Raw genomic sequence first — 11,976 nt, forward strand, 5'->3', positions numbered from 1 at the left:
TACAGGTCCAGGGTCGGTTCGATGTTGTAGTGGGTCACCACCGCCGGGCTTTGCACGCGGGAGATGCTCGCCACGCCGCCGAGAATTTGCGACTGCCCATCGGCGCCGGTCACCGGCAAGGCTTCCAGGGACGGCAAGCTGTCGAGACGGTATTGCGGGGTTGCGGCGACGATGGAGTACGACACGCCGTTGGCTGGGTTAAGCCAGAACGTCGGTGCCACCTGGGAACTGCCGGCGAGCGAGGCGACCATGCTGTTGGTCACATCACGTTCGGTGATGCCCAGGCCGTTGGCGCGCATACGGTCGACGTTCACTTGCAACGACGGGTAGCCGGTGGACTGCTGGATACGCAGGTCGGCAATCCCCGGAATATGTTGCAGGCGGCGTTCCAGTTCGATGGCGTAGGCGCGGTTTTCTGCATCGCTGCGCCCGGAGATTTTCACGTCCAGCGGCGCCGGGGCACCGAAGTTGAGGATCTGGCTGCTGATGTCGGCAGGCAGGAACGCAAAGTGGCTGCCGGGGAAGCTTTGCGGCAAGGCTTCACGCAGTTTTTTCACATAGTCGGCGGTCGGCGCGTGGTCCTTTTTCAAGCTGACCTGGATGTCGCCATCCTGCGGGCCGATGGTGCCGCTGCTGCTGTAGGCCATGTCGATGCCGCTGAGCGGGATGCCGATGTTGTCGACGATGGTGTCGAGTTGTTCGGCCGGGATGATTTCGCGGATCCGCGCTTCAATGCGGTCGAACGCGGCCGCGCTTTCTTCGATACGCGTACCCAATGGCAGGCGCACATGCAGGGCAAGGGCGCCGGCGTCGGTGGCCGGGAAGAAGTCCTGGCCCAGGCTCGGCAACAGCAGGAACGAGGCCAGCACGCAGGCCAGGAAGCCGACGATAAAGCGCTTGCGAGCGCCCAGCGCCAGGGTCAGCAGGCCGTGGTAAGTGTCACGGATGTTCGAGAAGTGCCGCTCGAAACCCTGCTGGAAATTCAGCACCGATTGCAGCACGCGGTTGCGCGGCTTCTTGTGCTGTTCACCTTCGTGATGGTTGATGAACTCATCTTCCGGGTGATGCCCAGGCCCTTGCTCTGGCACGTGCGGTTTGAGCAAAAACATCGCCAGGGTCGGCACCAGGGTCCGCGACAGAATGAACGAGCTGGCCATGGCGAAAATCACCGCCAGCGCCATCGGCCGGAACAGGTAACCGGCGATGCCTTGCAACAGGAACATCGGCACAAACACGATGCAGATACACAGCAGCGACACGAACGCCGGGCCGACGATCTGCGCGGCGCCGTCGAGGATCGCGGTCTTCACCGCCTTGCCTTGTTCCAGGTGCCAGTTGATGTTTTCGATGGTCACCGTGGCATCGTCCACCAGAATTCCCACCGCCAATGCCAGCCCGCCGAGGGTCATCACGTTGAGGGTTTGCCCGGTGGCCGCCAGCAAGGCAATGGCCGACAACACCGCCAGCGGAATCGAGGCGGCGATGATCAGGGTGGAGCGCCAGCTGCCGAGGAACAGCAGGATCATCGCACTGGTCAGCAGTGCGGCAATGATGCCTTCCTGGGCCACGCTGCCCACCGATTGTTTGACGAAGACCGAGGCGTCGCCCAGCAGTGAGGTCTTCAGCGACGGCGGCAGGGTTTCGTTGATGCGCGGCAGCATCTGGCGGATGCCGTCGATGATCGACAGGGTGGAGATGCTGCCGTTTTTCAGCGCCGGCATCAGCACTGCACGGTGGCCGTCGACGCGCACGATGTTGGTCTGCGGCGGCGAGCCGTCACGCACGTGGGCCACTTGGCCGATGGTGATGATTGCGCCGTCGACCGTCTTGATCGGCAGGTCGTTGAGCTCATCAATCGCCTTGGGGCTGTTATTGAGCAGGATCGTATATTCGTTGGGGCCGAGTTTGGCGGTACCCACTGGGATGATCTGGTTTTGCAGCGCCAGCGCGTTGCCCACGTCCTGGGCCGACAGGCCCTTGGCAGCCAGCGCCTGGGGGTCGAGGTCGAGGGTGATCTGGCGTTGCTTGCCGCCCATTGGCGTGGGCATGGCCAGGCCGGGCAGGGCGCTCAAGGGCAGGCGGATATTGTTCTGCACCAGGTCGCGGATCTTGGCTTCCGAGAGGCTGGGGCTGGAAAACGCCAGTTGCAGGATCGGCACCGTGGAGGCGCTGTAGTTAAGGATCAGCGGCGGCGTGATGCCCGGTGGCATCTGCTTGAGCACGGTTTGTGAAACGGCCGTCACTTGGGCGTTGGCGGTGCGGATATCCACACCCGGTTGGAAGAAGATTTTGACGATGCCCATGCCGGGCAGCGATTGCGATTCGATGTGTTCGATGTCGTTAACAGTGGTGCTCAATGAGCGTTCGTAGGTGTAGATCACCCGACCGGCCATGGCGTCCGGTGACAGGCCGTTGTACTGCCAGACCACAGCGACGACGGGGATGCCGATATCGGGAAAAACATCCGTGGGGGTTCGCAGGGCCGCCATCGGCCCGATGATGCAGATGAATATGGCCAACACAATAAACGTGTAGGGCTTTTGCAGTGCGGTCTTTACCAGCCCGAGCATGCGTGAACCTCCGAGGGAGCAGGATTGCAAACCCCGGCAGTCTTGCCCGACCCACCTAACACGCACCTTTCAGCCAGGTGAAGGAACATTTAGTTAACGGCTGAAGATCGTTTCATATGTATTCATTTGTTCTACATAGGGCAGCTCTCCAAGCTTGTAACCCATCGGCGGCGACACATTTGAATCGCCGCCAACGTTTTTACTGATGCCCTTTGGAGCCCTGCCATGTCACTCAAACCGCTGTTGTTGATCCCCGCGCTTGGTGTTGTTTTGTTGTTGTCGGCCTGTGCTGGCCCCATGCCTAAAGCTGACCCGAGCGAAGCGTGGATCGGTCTGAAGGAAGAAGCGCCGAATGACCTGATGGCCGAGCGCGTTGACGGCCACCGTGTGGATGATGGCCGCTATTTTGAAGTGACGCCTGGGGACCATCGTTTGGATGTGACACTGTTTGAAGAAGAGCCGGGCGACGACAACCAGCAAGACTGCCAGGGCCGGGTCGAGTACAGGAATTTCAAGGCGGGTGAGCACTACACGCTAGTGGAATCGAGCCTGGGCACCACCGTGCGTGCCGTGCTCAAGGACGGTCACGGCAAGGAGGTCGCCGCAACTCAGGACTTCAGTTGCATGCCTGGCTAGGCGTGATGCACCGCAGCCTTGGGCGGCTTGGCGGGTGCAGCCGGTGTGAAATGGGGGTGGTGATGCCGGCGCGTTACGCGCATCACGCCCCACAACATGGCGGCCGCTACTGCCAGCCAACCGCAAATCAGCAGGAAAATCGTTGTTGCAAGGCTCATTCGGGCCTCCTTTCGCCCCGCTGGGGGCACACACAGTCTTCTCAATGGACAGTCTAGTCAGCTGACGGTTGCGTGCTATTGACCAATGGTCGAATCAGTCCAACTTGTTGGCTATATCAGCAGCCTGTCGCTACTCCCTAAACGCGATTGGGCTATGATCTGCACCCTTACCGGCCGTTGATCAAGAGAGTAAAAAATTGCGCTTACGCTCGAACGTTAAAACCTCCCTGCTGCTGGTATGCGCCCTCGGGCTGGCGGCGTGTTCCGGGCACCCTTCGAAACTGGCGGGGTTGCCGGAGCGCGTTGAACTCACGAGTGTGCCGGCGTATCGCAGCGAGGCCTATCAGAGCGGTCCTTCAGCTTTAGCCAGCATGCTGTCGCAACAAGGCATTGTCATGACACCCGGTTTGCTCGACAAACCGCTGCACTTGCCGGGGGGCGAGGCGAACCTTGAACGCAACATGCAAGTGCTGGCGCGTGAATACGGGCTGATGGTCTACCCGCTGGACAGCCATCTGACGGCAGTGCTGGCGCAAGTGGCGGCGGGTTACCCAGTGATGGCGCGGATCAACCCGAGCCTGTGGTCGGGCACGCGTTATGTCGTGGTGGTGGGGTTCAACCAGCAGAAGAGCACGGTGCTGCTGCGCTCGGGCATGGACCGGCGGCTATTGATGAGCTTCAGTGATTTTGAATCGGCGTGGAAGAGTGCGGGCCACTGGGCGATTTTGACCCAGCGCCCGAGCCAGTTGCCGGCGAATGTAGATGTGCAGCGCTGGCGTGATTCTGCCAATGCCACAGCGCAGGCCGGGCAGGAGCAGGCGGCAGCGCAGGCGCTTAAAGTGCTGGCTGAGAGAAAGTAAAAACACTGAAGGCCAAGGCCTGTGGGTAAGGCTATAGCCTGTGGGAGCTGGCTTGCCTGCGATGCAGGCAACTCGGTTTATCTGTTACACCGCGTTGATGCCATCGCAGGCAAGCCAGCTCCCACACAAGCCCCCACTTATTCAGCGGCGTACTTCAGCGGCGTTTGGGCGATTCTTCAGGTTCTTGTCAGCCTTGTAGCGCAACGCCACGTCCGGCACCGAGCCGCTGCGGCCAGTCTCCACCCAGTTGCGGATACGCGTGGCATCGGCAAAGTGGGTGAACTTGCCGAACGCATCAAGGATCACCAGCGACACCGGGCGGTTGCCCATGCTGGTCACCAGCACCAGGCAGTGGCCGGCCTGGTTGGTGAAGCCGGTCTTGGTCAGCTTGATATCCCAGTTGGCGCGGTTGATCAGGTGGTCGGTGTTGGAGAAACCCAAGGTGTAGTTAGGCTTGCGGAACGCCACGGTCTTTTCCTTGGTGGTGCTCAACTGGCTCAGCATCGGGTATTTACGCGCAGCGGCCAGCAACTTGCTCAGGTCGCGGGCGGTGGACACGTTGTGAATCGACAGGCCGGTGGGCTCCACGTAGTGCGTGCTGGTCATGCCCAGTGCCTTGGCCTTGGCGTTCATCGCTGCAATAAACGCCGGGTAGCCGCCTGGGTAGTGGTGGGCCAGGCTGGCGGCGGCGCGGTTTTCCGAGGACATCAGGGCGATTAGCAGCATTTCCTTGCGCGGCATTTCGCTGCCGATCTTCACCCGGGAGAACACGCCTTTCATTTCCGGCGTGTCCTTGATGTTGATGTCGATGTACTCATCCATGTTCTGTTTGGCTTCGAGCACGATCAGGCCGGTCATCAGCTTGCTGACGGAGGCAATCGGCACCACCACATCGGGGTTGCTGGCGTAGATGACTTTATTGGTCTGCAGGTCGACCAGAATGGCGCTGCCGGAAGCGATCTGTAGTTTGGAGGTGTCACGCGGGGCCAGAGTGGTTTCGGCAGCGTGTGCGAAGGTGCCTGTAAATGCAAAAAATAGGCTGACAATAGAGAGACGAATTTTCACGCGGGTGAACTCGCTAAAAAAGTAAGGAAATGCCGTTCGGAAACGGTTTTTTGATAAAAGCCGTTACATTTTAGGAGTATGGACGAAGAACTGTCGAATGTTCTTCTAGAACCAGACGAAAGTGCTTAAAAACTAAGAAAAAAAGGGTTTTTAGCCGGGCAATAAAAAGCCCTGCGATAAGGCAGGGCTTTTTCAGTACGGCTGGTTATTAGCCGTGCAGGCTTTCTGCAGCATACAGCGTGTTTTCCAGCAGGCACGCACGGGTCATCGGGCCAACACCGCCCGGTACCGGGGTAATCCAGCCGGCACGGGGCAGGGCGGTTTCGTACACCACGTCACCCACCAGTTTGCCGTCTTCCTGACGGTTGATGCCCACGTCGATGACGATCGCGCCTTCCTTGATCCACTCACCTTTGACCAGGCCCGGCTTGCCGGCGGCGACTACCACCAGATCGGCGCGGCCGACGTGGCCGGCCAGGTCCTTGGTGAAACGGTGGGTGACAGTCACGGTGCAACCGGCGAGCAGCAGTTCCATGGCCATTGGGCGACCGACGATGTTGGAGGCGCCGACCACTACTGCATCGAGGCCGTACAGATCGACACCGGTGCTTTCCAGCAGGGTCATGATGCCTTTGGGCGTGCAGGGGCGCAGCAGTGGAATACGCTGTGCAAGGCGGCCAACGTTGTAGGGGTGGAAGCCGTCGACGTCTTTGTCCGGGCGGATGCGCTCCAGCAGTTTGGAGGCGTCCAGGTGCTCGGGCAGCGGCAGTTGCAGCAGGATGCCGTCGATGGCCGGGTCATCGTTGAGGCCGTCAATCAGGTCGGTAAGCGCCTGCTGGGTGGTCTCGGAAGGCAAGTCGTAGGCCTTGGAAATAAAGCCGACCTCTTCACAGTCTTTACGCTTGTGCGAGACATAAACCTGAGAGGCAGGATCGCTGCCGACCAGGATCACCGCGAGGCCAGGCGTGCGCAGGCCTTGCAGGCGGCGCTCGGTGACTCGTTTGGCGATCTGCTGGCGCAGGCTGGCGGCGATTGATTTGCCGTCGATAAGTTGTGCAGTCATTACGCGTGATTAACCATCGAGAGGGGGAAGAAAAGTGCGCGCATTCTCGCACGCCACGACGTGAGGGCAAAGGCGCTTGGTCTGCAAATTGCCCTAACCCCTTAAATAAAATCAGTTTTTTTCAAAAAAGATTTGACGGGTATCAAGGCCGTCTATACTATTCGTCGCACTTGTCGGGCACAGCCTAGCACTGGTTAAGAAGGTTGAGCAGATTGAGCTGTTCTGCAAGGCTGGAAGCACTTAGTTTGTAATCTTCAACGAGTACAGATTAATAAGGCGCCCGTAGCTCAGCTGGATAGAGCATCCGCCTTCTAAGCGGATGGTCGCAGGTTCGAGTCCTGCCGGGTGCGCCATTAGGCAGCTTTGGCACAAGTAGCGCTAGATGGTGGGCGTAGCTCAGTTGGTAGAGCACGGGATTGTGACTCCCGTTGTCGAGGGTTCGATCCCCTTCGTCCACCCCATATTTAAAAGGCGCCAGATTAATCGTCTGGCGCCTTTGCTTTAAGAGCTTCAAGCGCGGATGTGGTGGAATTGGTAGACACACTGGATTTAGGTTCCAGCGCCGCGAGGCGTAAGAGTTCGAGTCTCTTCATCCGCACCAATTAAGCGTCACCCAGCCACTCGCTAGGGTGGGGCCAGACAAGGAAGATGTTCGAGTTCCTTGTTGATGCAATATGGTGGGCGTAGCTCAGTTGGTAGAGCACGGGATTGTGACTCCCGTTGTCGAGGGTTCGATCCCCTTCGTCCACCCCATATTTTAAAAAGCGCCAGATCAACGATCTGGCGCTTTTTTTTGCATCCAAAAAATGCCCAGTCACGTATCTACTGACGAGGATGGCCGTGGATGGGCCTGGATCCTCATACGCTGCTACGTGGAGGGTCTGAAAAATGTTGGCACAACAGCAGGATCAAAGTCAGGGAATGGCGGTTGGCGAGGCGCATTTGCTCGGGCGCCTGCTGTTGGGGGAGCAATCGGCGTATTGCGACCTGGTCAAAACCCATCAGGGCGCCATGCGTGCGGTGGCCTCGGCGATTGCCGGGCATCGGCATGTCGACGATGTGGTGCAGGATGCCTGGTTGGCGATTGTGCGTGGGCTGAGTGGTTTTCAGGGGCGCTCCAGCCTGAAGACCTGGGTGCTGACGATTACGGCCAATAAAGCCAAGGGCCGCTATGGTCGCAGTCGGCGCGAGGTGTTTTTCGATGACTCGCTGGGGCAGGAGCGCTTTTGCGCCGCCAGCGGCCAATGGTTGTCGGCACCTATGGGCTGGCATGAAGATACGCCCGAGGCGCTGGTCAGTGAAGATGAGCTGCGCGCCTGTATCGAGCGCGCGTTGCAGGAGTTGTCGACGCTTCAAAGCGCTGCGCTTGTGCTGCGTGAGCGAGTAGGGCTTGAACTTGAGGAGATTGCCGAGTTGCTGGGCGTCAGTCTGTGTAACGCGCGGGTGCTGCTGCACCGGGCGCGTAGCCGGGTTTTTGCTGCCATCGACCGGTATCAGGCTTGTGGGGTGGATTGACGTCAAGAAAAAACAAGCATTCTCAATGCCTTGGCGTTAGAATCGTTGCCGGTTTTGAGCGTGTAGAACTGATCCGCGGCTATATAAGGGTCAGTACAGCTATTTAATAGCGAATAACGGCGCAGTACCTGAAAAAGGGCTGTGCCGTTTTTGTTTGAGTGTTTTGAGTTTCCAGGGTAGGGCGTTTCATCGTATTTGTGTTTCTCGATGCTGCCGCCACACCCTTCGACCTTGCTTGCAGGGTCGCTCGCCGGGGTGTGCATCCCGGCCCTTCTATATATAGAAGGGCTGGTGTAGAGCCCTGGCGTGATGCGCTGTATTTGCTAACGGGATAAGGTGCATGCGTGCACTTGAACCTATAAATGGCCTGCTGTTTTTCCACCCGTTTTCAGTAGGGTGACTTCTTGAGTTTGACCCACTAGAATGCATGCCCTTGATTCTGGGGTCGGAAACGGCCGGCTAACGTCTGTGCAACGAGGAATATCCATGCAAGTTTCTGTTGAAAATACTACTGCCATCGAGCGCCGCCTGAGCATCACCGTGCCGGCAGAGCGTATTGAGACTGCGGTCAACAAGCGTCTGCAGCAGACTGCCCAAAAGGCCAAGATCGCTGGTTTCCGTCCAGGCAAAGTGCCAATGAGCGAAATCAAGCGTCGTTTTGGTGCTGATGCGCGTCAGGAAGCTGTGGGTGACGTGATCCAGGCTTCCTTCTACGAAGCCGTTGTCGAGCACAAGCTGAACCCAGCGGGTTCGCCTTCGATCGAACCTAAGTCCCTGGAAGCCGGTAAAGACCTGGAATACGTTGCCGTATTCGAAGTGTTCCCGGAATTCACCGTTGCCGGTTTCGAAGACATCGCCGTTGAGCGCCTGAGCGCTGACGTGGCAGATGCCGACCTGGACAACATGCTGGAAATCCTGCGTAAGCAGAACACCCGTTTTGAAGTGGCCGAGCGTGCCGCCCAGAACGAAGACCAGCTGAACATCGATTTCGTTGGCAAGGTTGACGGCGAAGCATTCGCTGGCGGCTCCGCCAAGGGCACCCAGCTGGTGCTGGGTTCCAATCGCATGATCCCGGGCTTCGAAGACGGCCTGGTTGGCGCTAAAGCCGGTGAAGAGCGCGTTCTGAACCTGACGTTCCCTGCTGACTACCAGAACCTGGACCTGGCCGGTAAAGCCGCCGAGTTCACCGTGACCGTCAACAGCGTTTCCGAGCCTAAGCTGCCAGAGCTGAACGAAGAGTTCTTCAACCAGTTCGGCATCAAGGAAACCGGCATCGACGGTTTCCGCACCGAAGTTCGCAAGAACATGGAGCGTGAGCTGCGTCAGGCCATCAAGTCCAAGGTCAAGAACCAGGTTATGGACGGTCTGCTGGCCGCCAACCCGATCGAAGTGCCTAAGGCTCTCCTGTCCAACGAAGTCGATCGCCTGCGCGTACAAGCGGTTCAGCAGTTCGGTGGCAACATCAAGCCTGACCAACTGCCGGCCGAACTGTTCGAAGAGCAAGCCAAGCGCCGCGTTGTACTGGGTCTGGTCGTGGCTGAAGTGGTCAAGCAATTCGACCTCAAGCCTGACGAAGATCGCGTTCGCGAAATGATCCAGGAAATGGCTTCGGCCTACCAGGAGCCTGAGCAGGTCGTGGCTTGGTACTACAAGAACGACCAGCAACTGAACGAAGTACGTTCGGTTGTGCTGGAAGAGCAAGTTGTGGATACTGTTCTGCAGAAGGCTAAGGTGACCGACAAAGCGGTCTCTTACGAAGAAGCAGTCAAACCGGCGGAAGCAGCACAAGCCGACTGATTGTCCAACTCGTTCGAAATATAACCATAAGCCAGCCTCGCGCTGGCTTATGCGTTTTCAAGACATGACTATTTGGGAGTAACTGCAGAGCATGTTCCGTAATTCCTATATTCAGCAGAACTCTGATATCCAGGCCGCTGGCGGCTTGGTCCCGATGGTTGTCGAGCAATCTGCTCGTGGCGAACGCGCCTATGACATCTACTCGCGCCTGCTCAAGGAACGAGTGATTTTTCTGGTCGGCCCGGTAGAGGACTACATGGCCAACCTGATCTGCGCGCAACTGCTGTTCCTTGAAGCGGAAAACCCGGACAAGGACATCCATCTTTACATCAACTCCCCGGGCGGCTCGGTCACTGCAGGCATGTCGATCTACGACACCATGCAGTTCATCAAGCCAAACGTGTCGACCACGTGCATCGGCCAGGCCTGCAGCATGGGCGCGTTCCTGCTGACCGCAGGTGCCGAGGGCAAGCGTTACTGCCTGCCGAACTCGCGCGTGATGATTCACCAGCCGTTGGGCGGTTTCCAGGGCCAGGCGTCGGACATCGAAATCCACGCCAAGGAAATCCTGTTTATTCGTGAGCGTCTGAACACGCTGATGGCCAAGCACAGCGGGCACACCCTGGAAGAAATCGAGCGTGACACCAACCGCGACAATTTCATGAGCGCTGAAGCTGCTCGTGAATATGGGTTGATCGACGCAGTGATCGAAAAGCGCCCCGCTTAATATAAGCACCTCAAAATAAGGCAGGTCGGCATGTCCGACCACCGGTGGGCTTGAAAAAGCCCGCATAAGCCTTCATCTTGTGTTGCAAGCCTATCGGATTTGGATCGAACGAATGACTGACACCCGCAACGGCGAGGACAACGGCAAGCTGCTCTATTGCTCCTTCTGCGGCAAAAGCCAGCATGAAGTACGCAAATTGATTGCCGGCCCCTCGGTGTTTATCTGCGACGAGTGCGTCGACCTGTGCAATGACATCATCCGCGAGGAGGTGCAGGAAGCCCAGGCCGAGAGCAGCGCGCATAAATTGCCTTCGCCTAAAGAAATCAGCGGCATCCTTGATCAGTACGTGATTGGTCAAGAGCGTGCAAAAAAGGTTTTGGCGGTAGCGGTGTACAACCACTACAAGCGCTTGAACCAGCGTGACAAGAAAGGCGACGAAGTCGAACTCGGCAAGAGCAACATCTTGCTGATCGGTCCTACAGGCTCGGGTAAAACCCTGCTTGCAGAAACCCTCGCTCGTCTGCTGAACGTTCCGTTCACCATCGCCGACGCTACCACCCTCACCGAGGCTGGTTACGTGGGTGAAGATGTCGAGAACATCATTCAGAAGCTGCTGCAGAAGTGCGACTACGACGTAGAGAAGGCCCAGATGGGTATTGTCTACATCGACGAAATCGACAAGATTTCGCGCAAGTCCGACAACCCGTCGATCACTCGGGACGTTTCCGGTGAAGGCGTGCAGCAAGCCCTGTTGAAACTGATCGAAGGCACGGTTGCTTCCGTACCGCCACAAGGCGGCCGCAAGCACCCGCAGCAGGAATTCCTTCAGGTTGATACGCGTAACATCCTGTTCATCTGTGGCGGTGCGTTCTCGGGGCTGGAAAAAGTTATTCAGCAGCGTTCCACCCGTGGCGGTATCGGTTTCGGTGCAGAAGTGCGCAGCAAGGAAGAAGGCAAGAAGGTGGGCGAGTCCCTGCGTGAAGTCGAGCCTGACGATTTGGTCAAGTTCGGTCTGATCCCGGAATTCGTTGGCCGTCTGCCGGTCCTGGCGACGTTGGACGAGCTGGATGAGGCTGCTCTGATTCAGATCCTCACCGAGCCGAAAAACGCCCTGACCAAGCAATACGCCAAGCTGTTCGAGATGGAAGGTGTAGACCTCGAGTTCCGTACCGACGCACTCAAATCAGTGGCCAAGCGGGCACTGGAGCGCAAGACCGGTGCACGTGGCCTGCGTTCGATCCTCGAAGGCGTGTTGCTCGACACCATGTACGAAATCCCCTCGCAGTCCGAGGTGAGCAAGGTGGTGATCGACGAAAGCGTTATCGAAGGCAAGTCCAAGCCACTGTATATCTACGAAAACAGTGAGCCGGCTGCCAAGGCTGCACCTGACGCGTAAGCGTCAAGCCGTCGCAGTACAAGCAAGGGCCTTTCGAGGCCCTTTCTTTTTATGTGGCGGCTTTTCGCGGCGGTTTGTGTGCTGCGGTTAAATTCGCGTTTATTCATACGTTTAACTGCTGGCATTGAGCTTGTTTTTTTTGCGTACAGCCCCCATCTTGGTTTCAAGCTAATTTTTCAACTGTCATAG

At 58.0% G+C, this 11,976-nt stretch carries 11 protein-coding genes and 4 tRNA genes; 10 read left to right on the forward strand and 5 right to left on the reverse strand.

Annotated features, from left to right (window positions below):
* A partial coding sequence (locus K0H48_RS08805) for an efflux RND transporter permease subunit (protein WP_219267178.1) occupies positions 1–2,570 on the reverse strand: 2,570 nt, incomplete at its 3' end.
* A gap of 225 nt (positions 2,571–2,795) precedes the next feature.
* On the opposite strand from K0H48_RS08805, the gene K0H48_RS08810 reads away from it, so the two are divergent.
* The gene (locus tag K0H48_RS08810; RefSeq protein WP_219267179.1) at positions 2,796–3,206 is read left to right on the forward strand and encodes a hypothetical protein; all 411 of its coding nucleotides are present in this window, start codon (positions 2,796–2,798) and stop codon (positions 3,204–3,206) included.
* Here K0H48_RS08810 and K0H48_RS08815 read toward each other — a convergent pair.
* Positions 3,203–3,364 (reverse strand): hypothetical protein, encoded by a 162-nt coding sequence (locus tag K0H48_RS08815; protein ID WP_219267180.1) that lies wholly within the window; start codon positions 3,362–3,364, stop codon positions 3,203–3,205. The genes K0H48_RS08810 and K0H48_RS08815 overlap by 4 nt on opposite strands.
* 197 nt (positions 3,365–3,561) lie before the next feature.
* Here K0H48_RS08815 and K0H48_RS08820 point away from each other — a divergent pair, with 197 nt between their 5' ends.
* A complete protein-coding gene (locus K0H48_RS08820) occupies positions 3,562–4,224 on the forward strand; it encodes a peptidase C39 family protein (RefSeq protein WP_219267181.1) in 663 nt (220 codons plus the stop codon).
* 141 nt (positions 4,225–4,365) lie between these two features.
* Here the strand turns inward: K0H48_RS08820 and pbpG are convergent, their stop codons facing one another.
* Both pbpG and folD read right to left on the reverse strand, forming a co-directional pair.
* Positions 4,366–5,289: a D-alanyl-D-alanine endopeptidase gene (pbpG, locus tag K0H48_RS08825; protein WP_138814818.1), complete on the reverse strand. Its 924-nt coding sequence runs from the start codon at positions 5,287–5,289 to the stop codon at positions 4,366–4,368.
* 208 nt (positions 5,290–5,497) lie between these two features.
* Positions 5,498–6,352: a bifunctional methylenetetrahydrofolate dehydrogenase/methenyltetrahydrofolate cyclohydrolase FolD gene (gene folD, locus K0H48_RS08830; RefSeq protein ID WP_200430590.1), complete on the reverse strand. Its 855-nt coding sequence runs from the start codon at positions 6,350–6,352 to the stop codon at positions 5,498–5,500.
* A 276-nt stretch (positions 6,353–6,628) separates the two neighbouring features.
* On the opposite strand from folD, the gene K0H48_RS08835 reads away from it, so the two are divergent.
* The 5 genes from K0H48_RS08835 to K0H48_RS08855 all read left to right on the forward strand — a co-directional run bounded on the left by K0H48_RS08835 (position 6,629) and on the right by K0H48_RS08855 (position 7,867).
* Positions 6,629–6,705 (forward strand) — tRNA-Arg (locus K0H48_RS08835).
* A 32-nt stretch (positions 6,706–6,737) separates the two neighbouring features.
* A tRNA-His gene (locus K0H48_RS08840) sits at positions 6,738–6,813 on the forward strand.
* Between the two features lie 55 nt (positions 6,814–6,868).
* Positions 6,869–6,953: transfer RNA gene (locus K0H48_RS08845), tRNA-Leu, on the forward strand.
* Positions 6,954–7,029: 76 nt separating this feature from the next.
* Positions 7,030–7,105 (forward strand) — tRNA-His (locus K0H48_RS08850).
* A gap of 168 nt (positions 7,106–7,273) precedes the next feature.
* Positions 7,274–7,867: an RNA polymerase sigma factor gene (locus tag K0H48_RS08855; protein WP_219267225.1), complete on the forward strand. Its 594-nt coding sequence runs from the start codon at positions 7,274–7,276 to the stop codon at positions 7,865–7,867.
* A 2-nt stretch (positions 7,868–7,869) separates the two neighbouring features.
* Here the strand turns inward: K0H48_RS08855 and K0H48_RS08860 are convergent, their stop codons facing one another.
* On the reverse strand, positions 7,870–8,130 hold the full coding sequence (locus K0H48_RS08860; protein WP_058420897.1) for a hypothetical protein: 261 nt from the start codon (positions 8,128–8,130) through the stop codon (positions 7,870–7,872).
* A 223-nt stretch (positions 8,131–8,353) separates the two neighbouring features.
* On the opposite strand from K0H48_RS08860, the gene tig reads away from it, so the two are divergent.
* The 3 genes from tig to clpX all read left to right on the forward strand — a co-directional run bounded on the left by tig (position 8,354) and on the right by clpX (position 11,787).
* Positions 8,354–9,664 carry a trigger factor gene (gene tig, locus K0H48_RS08865; protein WP_138814821.1) on the forward strand — a complete coding sequence of 437 codons (1,311 nt, stop codon included), beginning with the start codon at positions 8,354–8,356 and terminating at the stop codon, positions 9,662–9,664.
* A gap of 91 nt (positions 9,665–9,755) precedes the next feature.
* Complete coding sequence (clpP, locus tag K0H48_RS08870) at positions 9,756–10,391, forward strand: ATP-dependent Clp endopeptidase proteolytic subunit ClpP (RefSeq protein ID WP_003174822.1); 636 nt, start codon at positions 9,756–9,758, stop codon at positions 10,389–10,391.
* 112 nt (positions 10,392–10,503) lie between these two features.
* Positions 10,504–11,787, forward strand: coding sequence for an ATP-dependent Clp protease ATP-binding subunit ClpX (clpX, locus tag K0H48_RS08875; RefSeq protein ID WP_017136464.1), 1,284 nt, complete (start codon positions 10,504–10,506; stop codon positions 11,785–11,787).
* Positions 11,788–11,976 lie beyond the last annotated feature (189 nt).

The organism is Pseudomonas sp. Xaverov 259, from assembly GCF_019352915.1.
Lineage (GTDB): Bacteria > Pseudomonadota > Gammaproteobacteria > Pseudomonadales > Pseudomonadaceae > Aquipseudomonas.